This window comes from Catenulispora acidiphila DSM 44928, from assembly GCF_000024025.1.
Classification (GTDB): Bacteria; Actinomycetota; Actinomycetes; order Streptomycetales; family Catenulisporaceae; genus Catenulispora; species Catenulispora acidiphila.
In genome coordinates, this window is sequence record NC_013131.1 from 6,583,357 (window position 1) to 6,605,112 (window position 21,756).

General features: G+C 71.8%; 20 protein-coding genes. 1 reads left to right on the forward strand and 19 read right to left on the reverse strand.

Annotated features, from left to right (window positions below):
* Window positions 1–69 precede the first annotated feature (69 nt).
* The 13 genes from CACI_RS28255 to hisI all read right to left on the reverse strand — a co-directional run bounded on the left by CACI_RS28255 (window position 70) and on the right by hisI (window position 13,281).
* Window positions 70–1,818 (reverse strand): phosphodiester glycosidase family protein, encoded by a 1,749-nt coding sequence (locus CACI_RS28255; protein ID WP_143765422.1) that lies wholly within the window; start codon window positions 1,816–1,818, stop codon window positions 70–72.
* Window positions 1,819–2,023: 205 nt separating this feature from the next.
* On the reverse strand, window positions 2,024–2,821 hold the full coding sequence (locus CACI_RS28260; RefSeq protein ID WP_015794291.1) for a VIT1/CCC1 transporter family protein: 798 nt from the start codon (window positions 2,819–2,821) through the stop codon (window positions 2,024–2,026).
* 29 nt (window positions 2,822–2,850) lie between these two features.
* Window positions 2,851–4,017 (reverse strand): prolipoprotein diacylglyceryl transferase, encoded by a 1,167-nt coding sequence (gene lgt / locus CACI_RS28265; protein WP_015794292.1) that lies wholly within the window; start codon window positions 4,015–4,017, stop codon window positions 2,851–2,853.
* Between the two features lie 36 nt (window positions 4,018–4,053).
* Window positions 4,054–5,046 (reverse strand): thioredoxin domain-containing protein, encoded by a 993-nt coding sequence (locus tag CACI_RS28270; RefSeq protein WP_015794293.1) that lies wholly within the window; start codon window positions 5,044–5,046, stop codon window positions 4,054–4,056.
* A gap of 216 nt (window positions 5,047–5,262) precedes the next feature.
* Window positions 5,263–6,111, reverse strand: coding sequence for a DsbA family protein (locus tag CACI_RS28275; protein WP_015794294.1), 849 nt, complete (start codon window positions 6,109–6,111; stop codon window positions 5,263–5,265).
* Window positions 6,112–6,155: 44 nt separating this feature from the next.
* Complete coding sequence (locus CACI_RS28280) at window positions 6,156–6,695, reverse strand: MauE/DoxX family redox-associated membrane protein (protein ID WP_015794295.1); 540 nt, start codon at window positions 6,693–6,695, stop codon at window positions 6,156–6,158.
* Window positions 6,696–6,842: 147 nt separating this feature from the next.
* Window positions 6,843–7,652: a tryptophan synthase subunit alpha gene (trpA, locus tag CACI_RS28285; protein WP_015794296.1), complete on the reverse strand. Its 810-nt coding sequence runs from the start codon at window positions 7,650–7,652 to the stop codon at window positions 6,843–6,845.
* A complete protein-coding gene (gene trpB / locus CACI_RS28290; RefSeq protein WP_015794297.1) occupies window positions 7,649–8,971 on the reverse strand; it encodes a tryptophan synthase subunit beta in 1,323 nt (440 codons plus the stop codon). The genes trpA and trpB overlap by 4 nt, the downstream gene beginning before the upstream one ends.
* A gap of 178 nt (window positions 8,972–9,149) precedes the next feature.
* The gene (trpC, locus tag CACI_RS28295; RefSeq protein WP_015794298.1) at window positions 9,150–9,974 is read right to left on the reverse strand and encodes an indole-3-glycerol phosphate synthase TrpC; all 825 of its coding nucleotides are present in this window, start codon (window positions 9,972–9,974) and stop codon (window positions 9,150–9,152) included.
* A 231-nt stretch (window positions 9,975–10,205) separates the two neighbouring features.
* Window positions 10,206–10,412 carry an HGxxPAAW family protein gene (locus CACI_RS28300; RefSeq protein ID WP_015794299.1) on the reverse strand — a complete coding sequence of 69 codons (207 nt, stop codon included), beginning with the start codon at window positions 10,410–10,412 and terminating at the stop codon, window positions 10,206–10,208.
* A gap of 54 nt (window positions 10,413–10,466) precedes the next feature.
* The gene (locus tag CACI_RS28305) at window positions 10,467–11,219 is read right to left on the reverse strand and encodes a Trp biosynthesis-associated membrane protein (RefSeq protein WP_015794300.1); all 753 of its coding nucleotides are present in this window, start codon (window positions 11,217–11,219) and stop codon (window positions 10,467–10,469) included.
* Between the two features lie 62 nt (window positions 11,220–11,281).
* Window positions 11,282–12,832, reverse strand: a complete 1,551-nt coding sequence (locus CACI_RS28310) for an anthranilate synthase component I (protein ID WP_015794301.1) — start codon at window positions 12,830–12,832, stop codon at window positions 11,282–11,284.
* Window positions 12,829–13,281: a phosphoribosyl-AMP cyclohydrolase gene (gene hisI, locus CACI_RS28315; RefSeq protein ID WP_015794302.1), complete on the reverse strand. Its 453-nt coding sequence runs from the start codon at window positions 13,279–13,281 to the stop codon at window positions 12,829–12,831. The genes CACI_RS28310 and hisI overlap by 4 nt, the downstream gene beginning before the upstream one ends.
* 128 nt (window positions 13,282–13,409) lie before the next feature.
* Here hisI and CACI_RS28320 point away from each other — a divergent pair, with 128 nt between their 5' ends.
* Window positions 13,410–14,036: a DUF1707 SHOCT-like domain-containing protein gene (locus CACI_RS28320; RefSeq protein ID WP_015794303.1), complete on the forward strand. Its 627-nt coding sequence runs from the start codon at window positions 13,410–13,412 to the stop codon at window positions 14,034–14,036.
* Window positions 14,037–14,043: 7 nt separating this feature from the next.
* Here the strand turns inward: CACI_RS28320 and CACI_RS28325 are convergent, their stop codons facing one another.
* The 6 genes from CACI_RS28325 to CACI_RS28350 form a co-directional block, all read right to left on the reverse strand.
* Window positions 14,044–15,906 carry an ABC transporter ATP-binding protein gene (locus tag CACI_RS28325; protein ID WP_015794304.1) on the reverse strand — a complete coding sequence of 621 codons (1,863 nt, stop codon included), beginning with the start codon at window positions 15,904–15,906 and terminating at the stop codon, window positions 14,044–14,046.
* Window positions 15,903–17,672: an ABC transporter ATP-binding protein gene (locus tag CACI_RS28330; RefSeq protein WP_015794305.1), complete on the reverse strand. Its 1,770-nt coding sequence runs from the start codon at window positions 17,670–17,672 to the stop codon at window positions 15,903–15,905. The genes CACI_RS28325 and CACI_RS28330 overlap by 4 nt, the downstream gene beginning before the upstream one ends.
* A 223-nt stretch (window positions 17,673–17,895) precedes the next feature.
* Entirely contained in the window at window positions 17,896–18,552 is a 657-nt protein-coding gene (locus CACI_RS28335) for a response regulator (protein WP_049872103.1), read from the reverse strand.
* A 38-nt stretch (window positions 18,553–18,590) separates the two neighbouring features.
* A complete protein-coding gene (locus CACI_RS28340; RefSeq protein ID WP_049871734.1) occupies window positions 18,591–19,925 on the reverse strand; it encodes a sensor histidine kinase in 1,335 nt (444 codons plus the stop codon).
* Window positions 19,922–20,752 (reverse strand): ABC transporter permease subunit, encoded by an 831-nt coding sequence (locus tag CACI_RS28345; RefSeq protein WP_015794308.1) that lies wholly within the window; start codon window positions 20,750–20,752, stop codon window positions 19,922–19,924. Before CACI_RS28345 ends, CACI_RS28340 begins: the two co-directional genes overlap by 4 nt.
* On the reverse strand, window positions 20,749–21,711 hold the full coding sequence (locus CACI_RS28350) for an ABC transporter ATP-binding protein (RefSeq protein ID WP_015794309.1): 963 nt from the start codon (window positions 21,709–21,711) through the stop codon (window positions 20,749–20,751). Before CACI_RS28350 ends, CACI_RS28345 begins: the two co-directional genes overlap by 4 nt.
* Window positions 21,712–21,756 lie beyond the last annotated feature (45 nt).

Below are 21,756 nucleotides of genomic sequence, written 5' to 3' on the forward strand. Positions count from 1 at the left end.
GGGGCGAAGGCCGGCCGGCGCGGCGCCGAGGCGCACCGCGCTGCCCGCCTTCGTTCCGGTCCGCGCGCCTCAGCGCAGGTAGACCGCCATGAAGTCCTTGGTGGAGTTCACGAAGAACTTGTTCGGACCCTGCAGGAAGTCCTCGTACAGCTTCGAGGTGTCGGGGTTGCCGTCGTGGTTCGGGAAGTACTGGAAGTCCGCCCAGCGCAGGTTGATGTCCAGCTGCATCGCGCGGACCGCGCCGGCGTCCTTGAGCAGGCGGGCCAGGGACGGCGCCGTGAGCTCGTTGCCGCCGACCCAGACGATGTCGCCGTCGGCCTTCACCCCCACGCCGGAGCGCCACACCGCCGCCGAGCCGTGGTCGGCGCGTCCCCAGGTGGAGCTGTCGTCGATGTACGGGACGACCTGGCCGCCGTCGACCATCAGCTTCAGGTTCTGCCGGACGCTGACGATGTCGGCGTTCTTCTGGAAGCTGTAGTCCCGGCCCCACATGCCGACCGCCATGTGGCCGTCCTTGAAGATCACCTCGCTGGCCGCGCCGTTGACCAGCGAGGCCGCGGTGACGCCGTGGTCGTAGTAGCCGCCGTGGGACTCGCTGATCTTGAAGCCGCCGTTGAACAGCGCGATCAGGTTCGGCCGGGCGTTCGCGTCGATCTGGTTCGGCACGGTGGTGATGACCGAGTTCAGACCGCCCTCGTGGCCGGGGTGCAGCACGAAGCCGGAGTGCTTCTGGTCGATCACCGCGACGTCGGCGGTGACGCCGGTGTACACCGCGTCGGGCCGGACCCGCGCGACCTGGACCACCGGCTGGCCGGCGGGGTTGGCCACCGCGACCTGGAACTCGCCCTCGCCGGACTCCAGGGTCAGTCCGGGCGGCGCCGGCATGCGCGGCTGCATGGCGATGACGTCCGCCGGCGGGGTGGTGCTCGGCGCGCCGCCCTTGCTCGGGACGGCGCCGCTGGCGGACGGCTTGGCCGAACTCGGCGCGGTAGTCGGGCCCAGGTCGGTGAACTGCTTGGCGTCCACCGACCCGCCCTTGGACGGCGGGTTCAGGTCGTACTGCCACTGCTCGAGCTGCGCCACCGCGCCGCCGAGGCCGTGGTCGCGCCCCCACTCGGCCAGGCGCGCCTGCACGGTGTCGGTGCCCGGCTGGGTCAGCGCGCCGGCCACGGACCAGGCGAGCGTCCCGAAGAACAGCAAAACCGCGCCCCACAGCGACCGCACCACGATCTTGCGGCGGCGGCGCTGGTTCGGGTTCAGACGCGCCCTGTGCTTCCACGGCAGGACGCGGAAGCCTCGGCCGTACAAGGGAGTGTGGCGCTGGCGCCGTGCCGGGAAGGGAGCCTCGGACGCCTCGGATCCCTCGGATCGCTTAGATCCCTTAGATCCCTTAGATCCCTTAGCCGCCTCGGGCGAATCGTCGGTGGCGGAATCACGGCCGGGTACGGCGTCGGAGACCGGCGGCTCTGCCCCGTCGGCCTCGGCGACGGCCCGCGCCGTCTCCTCCGCGACGTCCTGCGCCACCTCGGTCACCGCCGCCGCCGGACGCATCCGCATGTGGTCGTGCTCGTGCTCGTGCTCGTGCTCGTCGGCGGTGTTCAGCGAGACCGTCTCGGACAGCGCGTCGCCGGGGAGACGCTCGGTGGCCGGCAGCGACACCGTCTCGGCCAAGCTGTCGGCGTCCGCCTTCGCACGGTCCTGCGACTCGGCGCCGTCCCGCACGCCGCCGCCCGCGCCGTCCCCGTGGACCGTGCCGGCGCCGCCGCCGGCCGGCTCACCCTGGCGCAGGGCTTCCAACTCCTCGCTCTTCGCGGACAACAGCCGCACCTCTCCTCGCCGTGATCGCCCGAACCGCGCCCGATCCCCGTCCGCGGTTCCGCGTCCGCCCGTACGCTCTACGTCTTCGACGCCGCGCGGGCATGAGTGGTTGCTTCGTGTGCTGATCTCGCGAGTCATCTCCCACCGGCGGGCGGCCGCCGAACACCGGTTAGCCCGGATGGTGTGATTTGTACACCATTGGGCCTCAGCCCAGGTGTCCGCCGATCAGCGCGCCGAGTCCGAAGGTCACCACCGCGGCGACGGCGCCGAACAGCAGCTGCCGCAAGCCCGAGAACCACCAGGAGCGGGAGGACACGCGCGAGACTATCGCCCCGCAGGCGAACAGCCCGCCGAAGGCCAGCAGCATCGCCACCCACAGCTGGTTCAGCCCGAGCAGGTAGGGCAGCAGCGGCAGCACCGCGCCGATCGCGAAGGACCCGAAGCTGGACACCGCGGCGACCACCGGGCTCGGCAGGTCGGTCGGGTCGACCCCGAGCTCCTCCTGGACGTGCACGATCAGCGCCTGGGCCGGATCGCGGTGGATCTGCCGCGCCGCCTCCAGGGCGAGGTCGGCGTCCAGACCGCGCTCGGTGAGGAACTCCGCGAGCTCCCTCATCTCCGCGGCCGGGCGCCGGGCCAGCTCCAGCCGCTCCAGCTCTATCTCGGCCTGGGTGACCTCGGTCTGGCTGGCCACCGAGATGTACTCCCCGGCCGCCATCGAACAGGCGCCGGCGACCAGGCCGGCCAGACCGGTGAGCACGATGGTCTTGTGCGCCGCGTCGCCGCCGGCCATGCCGGCGATCAGCGAGAAGTTGGAGACCAGGCCGTCGGTGACGCCGAAGACGGCCGGCCGCAGCCAGCCGCCGTTCACGTCCCGGTGGTGGTCCTTCGGGATCGCCGGGCCCTGATGGGCGCCCGGGGCGCGGTCGTCCGGGCCGGAGCCCGCGCCGCCGCCGGCGCTGTCGGTGGTCGGAGGAAGAACGGACGTGTCAGGGTGATTCATCGACTCGATCCTGGCAGGCGATACGGGTTCTAGGACTCGCTCGCCGTGCCGGCCGGGGTCGCCGACGCCGTCTCGGGGTCGGCCGCCTGGGCCGGCACCGCCACGGCGTCGGAATCGTCGAGATCTTCGGATTCCGCGGCGTCCGCGGCGGGCTCTGGTTCGGAGTCCGTCACCAGTTTTTCAGGTTCGCCGGCCTGTTCGCCAACAAGGGCATCCTCAGTAAGGGCGCCCTCACCTGCGTCGGAGTCGTCAGAGGCGGTGGATCCGGACTCCTGGGAGGGCAGCTCGGAGAGCTCCGCGCCGGCCGGCGCCAGGTAGGGCGAGGACTCCCGCCCCGGGTACTTCTTGCGCGACAGCACGAAGTAGGCGACCGCGCCGAGGAACACGATGATCGCGGTCCAGTCGTTCAGGCGCATGCCCAGGAAGTGGTGCGCGTCGTCGATGCGCAGCGACTCGATCCAGAAGCGGCCCACGGTGTACGAGGCGACGTAGATCGCGAACACCCGGCCGTATCCGAGCTTGAAGCGCCGGTCGGCCCACAGGCACAGCACCGCGACGCCGACGCACCAGATCGACTCGTACAGGAACGTCGGGTGGAACGGACCGCCGGCGACCAGCTCGGCCTTGCCGTCCGGGCCGACCACCGCGGTCTGGGTCGTGGTGTCCATGACGTGGACGTTCAGACCCCACGGCAGGCTGGTGTGGCTGCCGTACAGCTCGTTGTTGAACCAGTTGCCCCAGCGGCCCAGGGCCTGCGCCAGCACGATGCCCGGCGCCGCGGCGTCGGCGAACGTGCGCAGCGAGGCGCCGCGCCGCCGGCAGCCGATGTAGGCGCCCACGGCGCCCAGGGCGATGGCGCCCCAGATGCCCAGGCCGCCCTGCCAGACGTAGAAGGCCTTGACCGGGTCGCCGTCCTTGCCGAAGTACGGCGCCGAGGTCGTGATGACGTGGTACAGACGCCCGCCCACCAGTCCGAACGGCACCGCCCAGATGGCGATGTCGACGACTTCCTGCGGCTTGCCGCCGCGGGCGCGCCAGCGCTTGTCGCCGAGCCAGACGGCGACGAGGATCCCCGCCAGGATGCACATGGCGTACATCCGGATGGGGATCGGACCCAGGTGGTACTGGGCCTTGCTCGGACTCGGGATGTCCGCCAGGTACGCGGCGGCGGCCTGGTGGGCTGCGGTGAGGCTCATCGGGGGCGGGCGTCCTCGGGCTTCAGGGGCGGGGCGTCAGGACTTCGACGAGGTCGGGGTGGAGCCCGTCGAGGACGACGTGCCCGTGGGCGTGCCGGACGGCGAGCCGGAGGAGGACGGGGCACCGGAGGAGCTCGGCGCCCCCGCGGAGGAGGAGGCACCGGAGGACGACGCGCCCGAGGACGGCGCCGAGGTCGGCGCGGTCGGGAGCGTGGTCGGGGTGCCGGCCTTGCCGCCGTCCTTCTTGAAGGCCGCGTCCAGCTGGCCCTGGAAGTACTGCAGCACCGCGTCGGCGCTGGTCTGGGTGAAGGACAGCTGCTGGCCGTCGATGAAGACGGTCGGCGTGCCCGGCAGGCCCAGCTTGTTGAAGTTGTCGGCGTTGGACTGCACCCAGCCGTTGTGCGTCCCGCCGGTCACGCAGGACTGGAAGCCGGGGCTGGACTTCAGCGCCGGGATCTCGTCGGCGATCTTCAGGACCGCGGACCTGTCCGCCCAGGGGTCGGTCTGCTCGTTCGGCTGGTTGGCGTAGAGCAGGTCGTGCAGCTGCAAGAAGTCGCCCTGGTCCTGCGCGCAGGCCGCGGCGTTGGCGCCGTTGAGCGAACCGGAGCCGTTGTCGTGGCTGTCGATGACGCGCGCCGGGTGGTAGGTGATCTGCAGCTTGCCGGCCTCGACGTACTGCCGGTAGGTCGGCTCCACGGCCGTCTCCACCTCCTGGCAGACCGGGCAGCGGAAGTCCTCGAAGACGTTCATCTTCACCGGCGCGTCGTTCGAGCCGATGTGGATGCCGGTGGCCTTGCTGGACTTGGCCTGCGGGTCGATCACCGCGGCGGCCGGAGCGGCATAGGGCGTGCTGTTGTGCTTGGCCGCCGACACCGCGATGCCGACACCGCCTGCGACCGCGACGACCAGTACGACGACCCCGCCGATGGTCAACTGCTTGCGGCGCCGCTCAGCCCGTTGGCGGGCGATCTTCTCCGCCAACACCCGCTCGCGAGCGTTCTGCTTCCCTACCCGGTTCGCCTGGCTCATCGTCGTTAACAGTCCTGTCCGGTTCCGTCTGGTGGAGGGCGCACCGGCTCGGACCCGGGCGCGCGCACCGCATCTTATGCGGTGACTGCCTGGAAACGCACCGGAGGTGGCCCGGGTTGCGCCAAATCCTTCAGGAACTTTTAGGCCGCCGTCCCCCGCGGTGCCGGAGCGGCACGGGGACGGCGGCCGGATGCGGAACGCAAACCCGCAGGCGGGTCAGCCCTGCTTGGCCACGGCGGCGTCGAGCGCGGCCCTGTAGTCGGCGGTCTGCTGGGTGCCCGGGACGACGGTGGGGTCCTTGAGCGGGAAGGAGGTGCCGTCGATGTAGATGTCGGGGGTGCCGACGCTGCCGCCGAGCTTCTTGCTCAGCCAGGTGTAGTTGTCCTTGATCCACTGCGCGTACTTGCCGTCGCGGGCGCAGGCGTCGAAGGTGGCGCTGCGCAGGTTCGGGACCTGGCTCGCGAGGTTGAGCATGGTGTCCACCGAGCCGTAGGCGTCGTCGGTCTCCGCCGGCTGGTTCTTGAAGATCAGGTCGTGGAAGGCGATGAACTCCGCCTGCCCGACGTCCGCGGCGCAGGCCAGCGTCGCCCCGCCGACCAGCGAGCCCTGCCCGCCGCCGTTGCGGTCGATGAGGTCGACCAGGCGGTAGTGGACCTGGATCTTGCCGGCGTCGGCGTACTCCTTGTTGGTGGCGCCGAAGAAGGACTCAGCCTGCTTGCAGAACGGGCAGCGGACATCCTCGTCCACCTCGACGGTGACCTTGGCGTCGGGCTTGCCGTAGACGATCGCGCCGGGGTCGGCGGCCGACCCCGGGCTCGGGGTCACCCCGGACGGCGCGGCGAAGGGCTGCCCGGCGCCGTAGGCGTCGCGCGCGTTCTTGTTGCTGTTCGAGGTGTTGTGCTGCACCAGCACGCCGATCAGCACGGCCAGGGCGATCACCGCGACCACGACGCCGCCGATCACCAGCTGCTTGCGGCGGCGGTCGGCCGCCGCCTGCCGGCGGCGCGCCTCGGCGGCGCGCTCCCGTCCGCTGCGTTTCGGGCCGCTGCCGCCAGAGGTCGTCATGACCCCATGGTGCAGTGCTCCTATTTACGGAACAATCGGACAGGTCAGATCGGGTCACCCAGCAGCGCGCGCTCCAGCGAGAGCTTGGAGGCCGGCTTCCAGATCAGCCACGCCGCCGGGAGCACGTAGAGCAGGTCGCGCAGCACGTCCAGGGTGTAGCGGGTGTGGCCCTTGGGCACCAGGCCGCCGCTGCCGCCGCAGCCGCAGCTGATCGCGATGCCGCGGGCGCCCAGGGACATGATCCCGCCGATGTAGACCAGCAGCAGCAGCGCGGAGAAGATCGCCACCAGCCGCGTGCCCAGACCCAGGATGAGCAGGATGCCCAGCGCCATCTCGAAGTACGGCTGGGCGTAGCCGAACGGCGTGACCAGCGACTCCGGCAGGATCTTGAAGTCGCGCACGCTCTGCGCGTTGCTCTCCGGCGAGCCCAGCTTGCCCAGGCTGTAGTAGAGCCACATCGCGGCCAGCAGCAGCCGCATGCCGAGGCTGATCCACTGCTGGTTGGTGTCCAGGAGACCGCGGATGCCGCCGGTCGCGGGCGCGTCCTTGCCCGGGGCGGAGGCCTTGGAAGCCATCGAAGTCATAACCTTCTGTCCTCGGACGTGGCGGCACATGCGCGCCTGGAGTCGGGGCGGGCTTCATAAATTACAGGCACGGAAGACCCTCGCGGGAGTGCCATCACCCCCGCGAGGGAACTTCCTAGCGCTTTCTCAGCTACTGCGTGCGACCGCTCAGCGGGCCTTGCTCCCCCGCCGCACCCCGTCGGCGAGCTCGGCGGCCAGCTCGCGCACCGCCTCGACCCCCTTGCGCGGGTCGCGGTTGTCCAGCAGCCGCCGGACGAAGGCCGAGCCGACGATCACGCCGTCGGCGTACCCGGCGATCTCGGCGGCCTGGTCGCCGGTGGAGACCCCCAGGCCCACGCACACCGCCTGGTCCGTCGCCTTCCTCGTGCGTTCGACCAGGTCCCGGGCGGCGTGCCCGACCTGGTCGCGGGCGCCGGTGACGCCCATCACCGCACCGGCGTACACGAAGCCGTTGCACACCTCGGTGGTCAGCGCGACGCGCTCGGGGGTGGAGCTCGGCGCGACCAGGAACACCCGGCCGATGTCGTGCGCGTCGGTCGCGGCGACCCAGGGACCGGCCTCCTCGGGGATGAGGTCCGGGGTGATCACGCCGCTGCCGCCGACCGCCGCCAGCTCGGCGGCGAAGCGCTCGACGCCGTAGTGCTCGATCGGGTTCCAGTACGACATGATCAGCGCCGCCGCGCCGGTGTCGGCGACCGCGCCGGCCGCGCGGATCACGTCCGGGGTGGTGACCCCGCGGCTGAGCGCCTGGTCGGCGGCGGCCTGGATGACCGGGCCGTCCATCGCCGGGTCGGAGTACGGGAGTCCGACCTCGATGATGTCGCAGCCGCCCTCGACCATGGCGCGCATGGCGTCGATGGAGCCGTCGACCGACGGGTAGCCCGCGGGCAGGTAGCCGATGAGGACCGCGCGGTTGTCCGCCCGCGCGCTTTTGAGCACGTCCTGGAGCCGGTTCACAGCTCTCCCCCCTCGCTGGGCCCATGGTCGTCAAAGTCGACACCGAAATACGCCGCCGCCGTGTGCATGTCCTTGTCGCCGCGCCCTGAAAGATTCACGACGATCACCGGTTCGCGTCCGAGCTCTGCCGCGAGCCGCGGGGCGACGCGCAGTGCGCCGGCCAGCGCGTGCGCGGATTCGATGGCGGGGATGATGCCCTCGGTCTCGCACAGGACGCGGAAGGCGTCCATGGCCTCGCTGTCGTCCACGGGTTCGTAGACGGCGCGGCCGGTGGCGTGCAGCCAGGCGTGCTCCGGGCCGACGGCCGGGTAGTCCAGACCGGCGGAGATGCTGTGGCTCTCCTTGGTCTGGCCGTACTCGTCCTGGAGGAGGAAGGTGCGGGTGCCGTGCAGGACGCCGACCGAGCCGCCGGTGATGGAGGCCGCGTGCAGGCCGGTCGCCACGCCGGAGCCGCCGGCCTCGAAGCCGTACAGCTTCACCGAGGCGTCCGGGACGAAGGCGTGGAACACGCCGATCGCGTTGGAGCCGCCGCCGACGCAGGCCGCGACGGCGTCCGGCAGCGCGCCGGTGAGCTCCAGGGTCTGCCGGCGCGCCTCCACGCCGATGACCCGCGCGAAGTCGCGGACCATCGCCGGGAAGGGGTGCGGGCCGGCGGCGGTGCCGAGCAGGTAGTAGGTGGTGTCGGCGCTGGCGACCCAGTCGCGCAGGGCCTCGTTGATCGCGTCCTTCAGGGTCTGCGACCCGATCGCGACCGGCACCACCTCGGCGCCGAGCATGCGCATCCGCGCCACGTTCAGCGCCTGCCGCTTGGTGTCCTCCGAGCCCATGTAGACGACGCAGTCCAGGCCGAGCAGCGCCGCGGCGGTCGCGGTGGCCACGCCGTGCTGGCCGGCGCCGGTCTCGGCGATGAGCCGGGTCTTGCCCATGCGCTGGGCCAGCAGTGCCTGGCCGAGGACGTTGTTGATCTTGTGTGAACCGGTGTGGTTCAGGTCCTCGCGCTTGAGCAGGATGCGCGCGCCGGCCCGCCGGGAGAGGTTGCGGGCCTCGGTGAGCAGGCTCGGGCGGTTGGCGTAGTGCAGCAGGAGGTCGGCGAACTCCCGGTGGAACGCCGGGTCGGTCTTCGAGGTCTCATAAGCCTCGGTGACCTCCTTCAGCACGGCCATCAGCGCCTCGGGCATGAAGCGGCCGCCGAATAGGGCGTCGTCGGTGGGGAAGTGCCCGGCGTCGTCGGGCATCGCGGCGGTGGCCGCGTACGCGGAGATGATCTCGGCGCGGGGATCCGGCGCCGAAGACAGATGCAGATCTGACTGATCAGACATGGAGATGTCCCGTATGAGTGATGTGGACTGCTACGGCAGGAGCGAGGGGACTACGCTTCCTGCCATCGGCGCGCCGCCGGGGCGTGCCGCCACCACGGACGGCGGCGGGCTGCTGCCCGGGGCTGGCTCGACATCACGATCTGGACTCTACCGTCTCGCGCGCGGTCTTCGAAACGCCTCAGCCGCGGCCGTTGCGCAGCGCCGGGTGGGCACCGGCGGCGACCAGGTCGGCGACCGCGGCGCGCGGGTCCTTGCCGGTCACCAGCGACTCGCCGACCAGCACCGCGTCGGCGCCGGCGTTGGCGTAGGCGATGAGGTCGTGCGGTCCGCGCACCCCGGACTCCGCGACACGCACGACGCCGTCCGGGACCAGCGGCGCCAGCCGGGCGAAGGTGTCCCGCCTGACCTCGAGGGTCTTCAGGTCGCGGGCGTTGACGCCGACCAGGCGGGCGCCGGCGTCCAGCGCGCGGCGCACCTCTTCCTCGTCGTGCACCTCGACCAGCGGGGTCAGGCCGATGGAGGCGGCGCGCTCGATCAGCGACTCCAGCGCCGGCTGCTCGAGCGCGGCGACGATCAGCAGCGCCAGGTCGGCGCCGTGCGCGCGGGCCTCCCACAGCTGGTAGCTGGTGACGATGAAGTCCTTGCGCAGCACCGCGATGTCGACCTTCTTGCGGACGTCGTCCAGGTCGCCCAGCGAGCCGCCGAAGCGGCGCTGCTCGGTGAGCACGGAGATGACGGTCGCGCCGCCGGCCTCGTAGTCCGCGGCCAGCCCGGCCGGGTCGGCGATCGCGGCCAGCGCGCCCTTGGACGGCGAGGAGCGCTTCACCTCGGCGATCACCTTCACGCCGTCGCCCCCGGCACCGCCGCGCCGCAGCAGCTCGACCCCGTCGCGGGCGCTGTCCATGCGCGCCACCCGGGCCTTCAGGTCGTCCAGGCTGATCTTCTCCTGGCGCTCGGCAAGGTCGAGGCGGACGCCTTCGATGATCTCGGCAAGTACGTTCACCGTCGTCAGCTCCCCTCGATCGCCTCACCAGATGGACTGCTCGCCTCCATGACGACTGGATGGGCGGCGTGTCCGACGTCTCACTCTAGCGGCTCCGGAAGGGCACCGAAGTCCAGTGATCTTCTCGTGGGACGAGCACCCGCGCCGGCGCCGCGGCGAACGCCGCACCGACGCCGGAACCCCGAGGCCGCGGATCCGCTGGTCCGCGGCCGATCAGCGGCCCGGCACGGCCTACTTCGCGGGGGCACCCAGGCCCATCGCGGACATGGCCTTGCCGACTATCGGGGAGAGCACGGCGATCGCGCCGCCGACGACGGCCAGCGCCGGCACGGCCGTCACCAGGCCCGCGCCGCCGATCAGGAAGCCGATGATGCACAGGAAGACGGCGGTCCAGGCGGCGGGGGTGCTGCCGTGGTCTTCATCGTGGGAGGACGACATGGTGCTCCTAGCACTTACAGGTGGTTTAGGCGCACCCATTGTCGCTGATTCGGCCTAATGCTCCGCGCCCGGGGTGGGGGTTCGAGCCGAGGTCCGGGCCGCTACCGCATCGGTGGGATCCTCGCCGCGGTCCAGGGCGTCCCACAGGTCCTTGGAACTGCCGGTGTCCACAGTGCGCGCGGCGCTCGCCCGGGTGGCGGCGTTCTCATAGCGCGACGACATCCCGGGCCAGGTCGCACCGCGCACGAGCGCGGAAAGGCCGGCCACCACGACCAGCACGCCGCCGAGCGCCGAGACGATCCACCAGGACGCCGTGTGGGCGGTGACGGCACCGGCCGCGAAGCCCTTGGCCGCCGCCTTGTCGGCCAGGACGTGCGCGGCGTGGCCGGCGCCGCGCGCGCCGAAGGCGGAGACCGCCGCACCTACGCCTGCTGCGATGAGGAGCACACCGACGAGTCGGCGCGCCAGCCGCTGCGTGGCGAACAGCGCGAGGCCGCCGGCCAAGGCGGTGAGACCGAGGGCGGTGACGGCAGCGGAGAGGTTGTTGCCGGTCGCGGCGACCTTGAGGGCGTTGGGCGCCTCGCCGACGGTGGCGGTCGCCCAGGGGCGTCCAGCCGCGGCCCAGGTCATCACGCCGCCGAGCAGGGCGATCAGGACGCTGAGGGTGAGTTCGCGGCGACCGGCCCGGCGGGCTGCTTGGGCGGGATCGACACCAGAATCAACTGTCGCAGACTCCGCGGCAGCGATCGGCTCCCGCTCCTGTGCGGCCTGCTTCGGCACCACACCCGCGCCAGCTGACTCGGCCATCACTGACTTCCTCTCATCCCTCACATCCCCCTCATTCCTCTCGTCCTTCTCAGCACCCGCACTCACCGCGTCCCCTCCCCCACCGCGGACCGCATCGTCCCGGCGACGGCGACCGCCTTCAGGACCGCCATCGCCTTGTTGCGGCATTCCTGGTCCTCGGCCGCGGGGTCGGAGTCGGCGACGATGCCGGCGCCGGCCTGGACGAAGGCCATGCCGTCGCGGATCAGGACCGTGCGGATGGCGATCGCGGTGTCGGCGTCGCCGGCGAAGTCCAGGTAGCCGACGATGCCTCCGTACAGGCCGCGGCGGGTCGGTTCGTTGTGCTCGATGATCTCCATCGCGCGCGGTTTGGGGGCGCCGGACAAGGTGCCGGCGGGGAAGGTCGCGGTGACGGCGTCGAAGGCCGTCTTGCCTTCGGCCAGGTCGCCGATCACCGTGGAGACGATGTGCATGACGTGGCTGTAGCGCTCGACCGCCATGAAGTCCACGACCTCCACCGAGCCCGGGCGGCTGATGCGGCCCAGGTCGTTGCGGCCGAGGTCGACGAGCATCAGGTGCTCGGCGCGCTCCTTGGGGTCGGCCAGCAGGTCCGCGGCGAGTTGCGCGTCCTGCTCGGGGTCGGCGCCGCGGGGGCGGGTGCCGGCGATCGGGTGCAGCATGGCGCGGCCCTCGGTCACCTTCACCAGCGCCTCGGGCGAGGAGCCGACGATGTCGAAGCCGCCGTCGGCGCTGCCGTCCGGGCCGGGGACGCGCAGCAGGTACATGTACGGACTCGGATTCGTCGCCCGCAGCACCCGGTAGACGTCCAGCGACGAGGCCCGCACCTCGGCCTCGAAGCGCTGGCTCACCACGATCTGGAACGCCTCGCCGGACTTGATCTCCTCGATGCAGCGCACCACCGTCTCGCGGTAGTCCTCCGAGGTGCGGTTGGCGCTGAACTCCGGCGCGACGCCCGGGTCGTACACCACCGGCGTGTTGACCATCGGCGCGTTCAGCGCGGCGGTCATCGCGTCCAGGCGCTCCACGGCGCGGGTGTACGCCGCCTCGACGCCGGTAGGCAGATTGTCATAATTGACGACGTTCGCGATCAGCCAGACCGAGCCGTCGGCGTGGTCCAGCACCGCCAGGTCCAGGCTGAGCAGGAACGTCATCTCCGGGATCTGCAGGTCGTCCTTGGCCAGGTCCGGCAGCCGCTCCAGGCGGCGCACGGCGTCGTAGCCCATGTATCCGACCAGCCCGCCGGTCAGCGGCGGCAGCCCGGGCAGCCGCGGGGTGTGCAGCATCTCCAGGGTCTCGCGCAGCACGTCCATGGGGTCGCCGGAGGTCGGCAGCCCGACCGGCGGCTCGCCGATCCAGTGCGCCGCGCCGTCCTGCTCACTCAGCGCCGCGCCGGTGCTGACGCCGACGAAGGAGTACCGCGACCAGATGCCGTGCTCGGCCGACTCCAGCAGGAAGGTGCCGGGCCGCTCGCCGGCGAGCTTGCGGTACAGCCCGACCGGCGTCTCGCCGTCGGCCAGCACGCGCCGCACCACCGGGATCACCCGGCGGTCCTCGGCGAGCCCGCGGAAGGTCGGCAGATCCGGGGTGTCCACCCCTGGGGGGAAGGCCGTCATGCCGTTGATTCTCCCAGAGGCCCGCGCGCCGCCGACGCCGAGCCCGCGCTCCTGCTTTCGTCCCGGCTCGCACCGGTCTCGGCGTCCACCCCGAGCGGCAGATCCCCGGCGTCGAAGCACGTCCGGTCCCCGGTGTGGCAGGCGCCGCCGCTCTGGTCCACCTTCAGCAGCACCGCGTCGCCGTCGCAGTCCACCGCGGCGGACTTCAGGATCTGCACGTTCCCCGACGTGTCCCCCTTGGTCCAGTACTCCGCCCGCGACCGCGACCAGTACGTGACGCGCCCGCTGACCAGCGTCCGCCGCAGCGCCTCCTCGTCCATCCACGCCAGCATCAGCACCTCGCCGGTGTCGTGCTGCTGCGCGATGGCGGCGAACAAACCATGCTCGTCGCGCTTGAGCCGGGCGGCGATCTCAGGGGCGAGGGCGGGGGTGGCGACTTCGTCGGTCATGCACCCATTGTCGCCCGGCGCACCGGCGGCGCTCCGGGCGGGTTCGATCCGTGGACGAGGCGCCTGGAGCCGGTCGCCGCGTTGCGATATAACGTGAGGGTCGCCGCCGTCGTTCGAGGGGAACCCGCATGTCGACTGATCCGGCCAAGTCACCTGCGCTGCGCGCGTCCGACGCGGACCGCGACCGGGTCATCGACACGCTGCGCACCGCCGTCGCCGACGGCCGGCTGGACCCCGCCGAGTACGACGAGCGCGTCGAGACGGCACTGTCCGCGCGCACCTTCGAGGCGCTGGCGCCGCTGACGGCCGATCTGGCGCCCGGCGCCGGCCTCGCCCCGGCTCCGGTTCCGGTTCCGGCCAGAGCGGCGCCCAAGCGGCTGGTCATCAAGCAGAAGCACGGGGTCGTGCGGCGCGACGGCGACTGGGCGCTGCCGGAGCGGCTGGTGCTGCGCACCGCGTGGTCCGGCGTGGAGCTGGATCTGCGGCACGCCGTGCCCAGCGGACCCGAGCTGGTCATCGACATGCGGGTGCGCGGCGGCGGGGTGACGCTGATCGTCGCCCCGGGCATGGAGGTGGACGCCAACGACCTGCGGGTGAAGTTCGGCGGCACCTCGATCACCCGGACCGCCGGCGACGACACGCCGATCACGCTCCGGATCCGCATCGTGGGCCGGTTGAAGCACGGCGCGGTCGGGACGCGGTGGGCGCGCCCGGGCGAGAAGGTGGCGCCGCCGCCGGAGGACAGCGCCACCTGATCTCGCGCTACGAAGCCTGCTGCCGGGACCAGCTCTCATACAGTCCCGAATACACCCCGCCGGCGCCCACCAGCTCCCGGTGCGGCCCGCGCTCCACGATCTGTCCGGCGTCGAACACGAACACCTCGTCCGCGGCCTCCGCCGTGGACAGCCGGTGCGCGATCGCGATCGACGTCCGCCCGCGCGTCAGCCCGTCCAGCGCCCGGGTGATCCGCACCTCGGTCGCCGGGTCCACCGCCGACGTCGCCTCGTCCAGCACCAGCAGGTCCGGATCGGCGATGTAGGCCCGGGCCAGCGCGACCAGCTGCCGCTCGCCGGCCGACAGCGACTCCCCGCGCTGCCCGACCCGGGTCGCCATGCCCTCCGGCAGCCCGTCGAGCCAGTCGGTCAGGCTCAGGTCCTCGAACGCCCGGCGCACCTCGGCGTCGGTGGCGCCGGGCTTGCCGTAGCGGACGTTGTCGCCGACGGTCATGTCGAACAGGAACCCGTCCTGCGGGACCATCACCATGCGCGAGCGCAGCGTCTCGAAGCCGATGTCCTTCAGCGGCACGCCGTTGATCAGGATCCTGCCGGAGCTGGGATCCATCAGCCGGGTCAGCAGCTTGGCGAAGGTGGTCTTGCCCGAGCCGGTCTCCCCGACCACCGCCACCCGCGTGCGCGGCGTGATCTCGGTGGTCAGCGAGTGCAGTACCGGGGTACCGCCTGGGTAGGCGAACACGACCTCTTCGAAGCCGACGCCCAGCGGACCGTCCGGCGGCGTGACGCCGGCCCGGCCGGGATCCACCACGTCCGGCGGCTGCTCCAGCAGCCCGACGATGCGGCGCCAGCCGGCGATCGCGTTCTGCGCCTCGTTCAGCTGCTCGGTGGCGAACTGCACCGGGGAGATGAACAGGTTCACCAGGAAGAGCATCGCGGTCAGGTCGCCGACCGAGAGGTGCCCGCCGACGCCGAGCATCACGCCGACCACCACGATCGCGGCGTTCACCAGCCCGGCGACCAGCTCGCCCATGGAGAAGGTGACGACGATCAGCCGCTGGGTGCGGACCTGGGAGTCGCGGGTGTCCTCGACCGCCGCGCCGATCCGGGCGCCGGCGCGGTCCTCGATGCCGTAGGCGCGCAGCACGTCGGCGCCGACCAGCGCCTCGGACACCTCGCCGAGCATCCTGCCGTAGCGTCGCCGGACCTTGCGGTAGGCGCGTCCGGTCCGGCCCTGGATCTTGCGCATGACCAGGAACATCGGCACGAAGCAGACCCAGACCAGGATCGTGAGCTGCCAGGAGAACACCGCCATCACGATCGTGACCACCACGACCTGCGCAACGGCGACGAACAGCTGCATGCCGCCCTGCTGGATGAACACGGTGACCGTGTCGATGTCGCTGGTGACCCGGCTGACCAGCGCGCCGCGCTGCTCGGCCTGCTGGTGCAGCAGCGAGAGGTCGTGCACGTGCCGGAAGGCCTTGGTCCGCACCTCGGCCAGCCCGCGCTCGCTGGAGGTGTAGAGCCGGAAGTTCATCAGGTACGCCGACACCGCGGTGATCAGCACCGCCACGGCGCTGAGCGCGACCATGGTGCGCACCTCGCCGTAGTCGGGACCGCCCTCGGCGAGGATGCCGTGGTCCAGCGTCTGCTGCACGGTCAGCGGGATCACGATCCGGCCGACGGTGGCGATCAGCGCCAGGGCGAGCGTGACGCCCAAACCCTTGGTGAACGCCGGAGCCAGCCGGACGCCGCGGCGCAGGACGGCGTAGCCGCCGTCGAGGGCCTCAGGAAGCTGATAGCCGCCCCCGGGCGCGACGGCGTTCTCTGTGCCCAGTTCGCCCCCTTCGCCCTCTTCGACATCGTCGAGTTCGGCGACCGCGGTGCTCATATCCCGACCTCCTGCAGTTCGCCGTCCCGCTCTTCGTGGTCGCGCTCGTAGGCGGTGATCAGGTCGCGGTAGCCCGCGCAGCGCTCGACCAGCTCCAGGTGCGGACCGCGGTCCACGACCCGGCCGTGCTCGACGTAGACCACCTCGTCGGCGAGCGCGATCGTGGCCTTGCGGTAGGCGACGACCAGGACGGTGGAGGCCAGCGTGCCCTCGCCGGCGGCGTCCCGCAGCCCGCCGAGGATCGCGGCCTCGACCTGCGGGTCCACGCTGGCGGTGCAGTCGTCCAGGATGAGCAGCCGCGGCTGGCGGATCAGGGCCCTGGCCAGCGCCAGGCGCTGGCGCTGACCGCCGGACAGCGTCGCGCCGCGCTCGCCGATGACCGCGTCCAGCCCTTCGGGCAGGCGCTTGACGAACCGCTCGGCCTGCGCCAGCCGCAGCGCGGCCCAGACCTGCTCGTCGTCGGCGTCGCGGTCCAGCCGGATGTTGTCCCGGATGCTGTCGGCGAACAGGAAGGTCTGCTGCGGGACCAGCGAGACCTGCGCCGGGATCTGGCCGCGCGCGAAGTCGCGGAGGTCGGTGCCGTCCAGCCGCACGCTGCCGCTGTCGGGGTCGGCCAGCCGCGCGAGCAGGCCGGTGAGCGTGGACTTCCCCGCGCCGGTGGGCCCGACCAGCGCCACCGTCGAGCCGGGCCGCAGGCTCAGATCGATGTCGCGCAGGATCGCCTGGCCGTCGTAGCCGAAGCTGACGTGGTCCAGGTGGACGTCGGCCGCGCCGCCGGCGGGCGCCAGGCGCGCGCCGTACTCCATGTCCCCTTCGGAATCGAGCACCGCCTTGACCCGGCTGTAGCCGACGACCGAGCGCGGCAGCTCGCCCAGCACCCAGCCGATCGCCCGCAGCGGGAAGGCCAGCAGCGTGATCAGGTAGGCGACCTGCACCACCTGCCCGGCCTGGATCGCGCCGGAGGCGACGCGCGACGTGCCGACCAGCAGCGCGACCAGCACACCGAGGTTCGGCACGGCCTCCAGCGCCGGGTCGAAGAACGCCCGGGCCCGGCCGGCGGCGATGTTGGCGTCACGCAGCCGGTCGGCGGCGCCGGCGAACCGCGCGGTCTCCACGTCCTCACGGCCCAGGGTCTTCACGACCAGGCCGCCGTCGAAGGACTCGTGCGCGATCTCGGCAACGCCCGCGCGCATCTCCTGCGCGGCGGCCAGCCGAGGCGCGGCGAAGCGCTGGTAAATCGTGTTCAGCGCGATGATCGCCGGAAAGAGCAGAAAGCCGATGATCGCCAGCACCGGATCGGTGAGCACCATCGACACCAGGGCCGCGACCATCATGATCAGCACCCCGAGCGACATCGGCAGCGGAGCGATGAACTGCCACGTCATGTCCACATCGGAGCCGGCGTTGGACAGCAGCTGCCCGGTGGGATGGCGCCGGTGCCAGGACAAAGGCAACTGCAAGTAGCGTTCTGAGACCGCGCGCCGATACCGCGACTGCAGGCGGAACTGCATCACCCCGGCCAGCAGCCGCCGCCCGATGATCCCCATCACCTTGGCCAGCGCCACCCCCAGGATCAACAGCCCGGCGGTCAACGTCGCCCCGGCCGGCACCTTCCCGGCCCGGAACGCCGGCAGCACCGCGTGATCGGTCGCCCACCCCACGGCCCACGCCGCACCGACCGTCATGACGCCGTAGACAGCGCTCCCACTCACCGCCGCCGCGAACACCCGCGGCTCAGTCCGGATCGCCACGCCAAGGATCCCCATACCTCGCCTGAGGATGGACCCCTGCGCCCGCGCAGCCGTCTGTAAACTCTCCGTACTCACGTCATCCCACCCAAGTCACGCCGAGACCCTGCCCGTGGTCCACTCTGGCGGACAACACCCGGCGAGGTAAAACCCATTCCGGATGCGCGGGTGTTACTTGCGGTTTGTTTTCCGCGACGTGTTCTCGACCTGAGCACGGTTCACCGCTCGCGGAACGCAGCGCCTATCGCTCCGCGCCGGGCTGTGAGCCCGCTGCGACCAAGCCGATCTCGTAGGCGAACACCACCGCCTGCACGCGGTCGCGCAGCTCCAGCTTCGGCAGGATGCGGCTGACGTGGGTCTTCACCGTGGCCTCGGACAGGTGCAAGGTCTCGGCGATCTCGGCGTTGGACTGGCCGCGCGCGATCTCGACCAGGACCTCGCGTTCGCGGTCGGTCAGGCGCTCCAGGCGCTCCAGGCGCTCGTCGGCGCGCGGGCCGGCGGCGGTGGCGGCGGGGTCGGTCTGGCGGGCGAAGGCCTCGATCAGCTGGCGCGTGATGCGGGGGGCGACCACGCCGTCCCCGGCGGCCACGGTGCGGATGCCCGCGATGAGATCGGCCGGGTGCGCGTTCTTCAGCAGGAAGCCCGCGGCGCCGGCTCGCAGCGCGGCGAAGGCGTACTCGTCGAGATCGAAGGTGGTCAGGATGAGGACCCGCGAAGGCAGCTGCGCGGCGCTGATGCGCGCGGTGGCCTCGATGCCGTCGACGCCGGGCATGCGCACGTCCATCAGCACCACGTCGGGGCGCAGCTCGGCGGCGAGCGCCACCGCCTCGGCGCCGTCTCCGGCCTCGCCGACGACCGCGACGTCCGGCTGCGCCTCCAGCACCATACGGAAGCCCATGCGCAGCAGCGGCGCGTCGTCCACCAGCAGAACGCTGATCACGCGGGCTCCCCGGCGGTCACCGGCACGCGCGCGTGCACCCGCCACCCGCGCCCGACGCCGCGCGGTCCGGCCTCCAGCTGCCCGCCGAAGGCCGCCACGCGCTCCGTCATCCCGGCGATGCCGTGCCCGCCGGCCTCGTCCGCCGCGGTCGAGCTCGTCATCGCGCCGGCAGACACCCCCACGCCGTCGTCGACCACTGTCACCTCTATGGCATCGGCGCCGAAGTCCAGCCTGACCCGCGCCGACGCACCCGGCTCGGCGTGCTTGCGCGTGTTCGTCAACGCCTCCTGCACGACCCGGAACACCGCGAGCTCCACGCCCGAGGACAGGTCCGGCCGCGCGCCGCTGACCACCAGCTCCACCGGCAGCCCGGCGACCCGGACCTCCGACAGCAGCGTGTCCAGCTGCGCCAGCCCCGGCTGCGGATGCAGCTCGGCCAGCGTGGCGCCGGCCGAACCGCGCAGCACCCCGAGCACGCGCTGCATGTCGGTGATCGCCTGCCGCCCGACCTCGGAGGCCTTCTCGACCGCCTCGGCGGCGCGGTCCGGCGAGGTGTGCACGGCGTAGGACGCGCCGTCGGTCAGCGCGACCATCACCGACAGGCTGTGCGTGACGACGTCGTGGACCTCCCGCGCGATCGAGGCGCGCTCGGCGGCGGCGGACAGCTGCGCCTGCTGGTCGCGTTCGAACTCCAGGCGGCGCGCGCGTTCCTCCAGCGTCGCGAAGTACGCGCGGCGCGTACGGGTGTTGACGCCGAGCACCGCCGCCGCCGTGACCATGCCGGAGACGAACACGAAGGCCCGCAGCGCGCCGTTGCCGTAGGACCACGACACCGCGACCAGCACCGCGCCGATCTCCATGACGCCGACCGCGGCCAGCGTGCGGCGGATCGAGGCGTGCGCGGCGACCGCGTACAGCGCGATCAGCGGGGCGAAGTCCACCTGGGGCATCGGCAGACCCCACAGCCATTGCCCGAAGGCGACGGCGGCGACGAAGGCGAACACCGAGCAGGGGAACCGGCGCCGCAGCGCCAGCGGGAGGAAGAAGCCGAAGATCAGGAACCAGCCGCCGGCGGCGTTGTCCGAGGGGTGCAGATACTCGTGGCCGCTGAGCGGGAGCAGGATCGCCGCGACGAACAGCGAGTCCACGGCGGTGGGATGCGCCGCCGCGCGCCGCTGCCCGCGCCGCACCGCGTTCTCCAGTCCCGCGGCCTGCAGGAACCGGCGGATCCCGGGCGAGGTCAGCCACGCCGAGACCGCGGTCGGCGCCTGGCCGACGGCCCGAAGACCCCGGCGGCTGCCGGGGTCTTCGGGCACGGTCGCAGAGCTCACGCGTCTCGTTTCTTCAGCAGGACGGCCGCCGCGGCCATCGCCACCACAGCGTAGCCAACGAACAGCAGGAAGCCGGGCCACGGCTTCATGTCCGGGGAGCTGGTGGTCAGCGCCATCACCTGCTGTCCGGCGTTGCTCGGCAGGTAGGGGTTGATGTGGTCGCCCCAGGAGGTGAGGTTCAGCACCTCGCCGAGGACCGGCAGCACCAGCAGGATCCCGAACAGCGAGGCGATGGCGCCGGCGGTGCTGCGGATGATCGCGCCGAGGGCCACGCCGAGCAGCCCGACCACCGTCAGGTACAGGCCCTCGCCGAAGACCGCGCGCAGCACGCCGGGGTCGGACAGGGACTTGTTCAGGTGGATCGAGGAGAAGATCGACTGCGCCAGGAAGAAGCAGACGAAGCCGGTGATCGTCATGACGGTCCAGGCCACGACGGTGAACACCAGCGCCTTGGCCCACAGCACCGGCAGCCGCTTGGGCGCGGCGGCCAGCGAGGCGCGGATCATCCCGGTGGTGTACTCCCCGGTGATCATCATGACGCCGAGCACGCCGACCGCCAGCTGCCCGAGGAACACCCCGCGCATCGGGTCGGCGACCGGGTCGACCTCCAGCTGGCGGGCATGGCTCATGTGCGGGTAGTGGCTCTTCATCGCCAGGCTGAACAGCAGCGCGATCGCGATCATCGCCCCGACGCCGCCGATGAGCGACCAGCGCGAGGAGCGCAGCGTGCGGAACTTGATCCACTCGCTCTTGATCACCCGGCCCTGGGTGACCTTGCCGGTGTGGACGCGCCGGGCTGGCGCGGCGGTTTCTGCGACGGCGGTCATGCGTTCACCTCGACGTCGGTGGTGCTGGCGGCGCCGGTAGCGCCGGCGGTCTTCTGCGCCGGCGCGCGGTACTCCACGGCGTCGCCGGTGAGCTCCATGAACGCCTCCTCCAGCGAGGCCTCGTGCGGCGCCAGCTCGAACAGCGTGATCCGGTTCTCCGCGGCGATGGTGCCGATCCGGTCGCTGGTCAGGCCCTGGACCTGCAGCGTGCCCTCGTCCGAGGAGGAAACGGTGACGTCCGGACCGGCCAGCAGCTCGCGAAGCCGGGCGGCGTCGGGCGTGCGGACCTTGACGCTGCCGGTGGAGGCGCGCGAGATGAACTCGGCCACCGAGGTGTCGGCGATGAGCTTGCCCTGCCCGATCACGATCAGGTGCTCGGCGGTGAGCGCCATCTCGGACATCAGGTGGCTGGAGACGAAGATCGTCCGGTCCTCGGAGGCCAGGTGCTTGAGCAGGTTCCGGATCCACAGGATGCCCTCGGGGTCCAGCCCGTTCACCGGCTCGTCCAGGATCAGCGTGTCCGGGTCGCCCAGCAGCGCGCTGGCGATGCCCAGCCGCTGCCCCATGCCCAGGGAGAACCCGCCGGCGCGCTTCTTGGCGACCTCGCGCAGACCCACCAGGTCGATGACCTCGTCGACCCGCGAGCGCTCGATCCCGGTGGTCGCGGCCAGCGCGAGCAGGTGGTTGTAGGCGGTGCGCCCGGTGTGGATGGCCTTGGCCTCCAGCAGCGCGCCCACCTCGTGCAGCGGCGCGGAGTGCTCGGCGTAGGCCTTGCCGTTGACGGTCACCGAGCCGGAGCTCGGCCGGTCCAGGCCCAGGATCATGCGCATCGTGGTGGATTTGCCGGCGCCGTTCGGTCCCAGGAAGCCGGTCACCACCCCGGGGCGCACGGTGAAGGACAAGTCGGAGACGGCGGTCTTGTCGCCGTAGCGTTTAGTCAGGCTGCGTGCCTCGATCATGCGGCAACGCTATGGGGCGCGGGTGGCACCGGTCGTCAGACTGGA

Bases quoted from the DNA above. Each gene is read 5' to 3' on its own strand.
- CACI_RS28260 (WP_015794291.1), bottom strand. From the start codon at position 2,821: ATGAATCACCCTGACACGTCCGTTCTTCCTCCGACCACCGACAGCGCC.
- lgt (WP_015794292.1), bottom strand. From the start codon at position 4,017: ATGAGCCTCACCGCAGCCCACCAGGCCGCCGCCGCGTACCTGGCGGAC.
- CACI_RS28270 (WP_015794293.1), bottom strand. From the start codon at position 5,046: ATGAGCCAGGCGAACCGGGTAGGGAAGCAGAACGCTCGCGAGCGGGTG.
- CACI_RS28275 (WP_015794294.1), bottom strand. From the start codon at position 6,111: ATGACGACCTCTGGCGGCAGCGGCCCGAAACGCAGCGGACGGGAGCGC.
- CACI_RS28280 (WP_015794295.1), bottom strand. From the start codon at position 6,695: ATGACTTCGATGGCTTCCAAGGCCTCCGCCCCGGGCAAGGACGCGCCC.
- trpB (WP_015794297.1), bottom strand. From the start codon at position 8,971: ATGTCTGATCAGTCAGATCTGCATCTGTCTTCGGCGCCGGATCCCCGC.
- CACI_RS28300 (WP_015794299.1), bottom strand. From the start codon at position 10,412: ATGTCGTCCTCCCACGATGAAGACCACGGCAGCACCCCCGCCGCCTGG.
- CACI_RS28305 (WP_015794300.1), bottom strand. From the start codon at position 11,219: ATGGCCGAGTCAGCTGGCGCGGGTGTGGTGCCGAAGCAGGCCGCACAG.
- CACI_RS28310 (WP_015794301.1), bottom strand. From the start codon at position 12,832: ATGACGGCCTTCCCCCCAGGGGTGGACACCCCGGATCTGCCGACCTTC.
- hisI (WP_015794302.1), bottom strand. From the start codon at position 13,281: ATGACCGACGAAGTCGCCACCCCCGCCCTCGCCCCTGAGATCGCCGCC.
- CACI_RS28320 (WP_015794303.1), top strand. From the start codon at position 13,410: ATGTCGACTGATCCGGCCAAGTCACCTGCGCTGCGCGCGTCCGACGCG.
- CACI_RS28325 (WP_015794304.1), bottom strand. From the start codon at position 15,906: ATGAGCACCGCGGTCGCCGAACTCGACGATGTCGAAGAGGGCGAAGGG.
- CACI_RS28330 (WP_015794305.1), bottom strand. From the start codon at position 17,672: ATGGGGATCCTTGGCGTGGCGATCCGGACTGAGCCGCGGGTGTTCGCG.
- CACI_RS28335 (WP_049872103.1), bottom strand. From the start codon at position 18,552: ATGGGCTTCCGTATGGTGCTGGAGGCGCAGCCGGACGTCGCGGTCGTC.
- CACI_RS28345 (WP_015794308.1), bottom strand. From the start codon at position 20,752: ATGACCGCCGTCGCAGAAACCGCCGCGCCAGCCCGGCGCGTCCACACC.
- CACI_RS28350 (WP_015794309.1), bottom strand. From the start codon at position 21,711: ATGATCGAGGCACGCAGCCTGACTAAACGCTACGGCGACAAGACCGCC.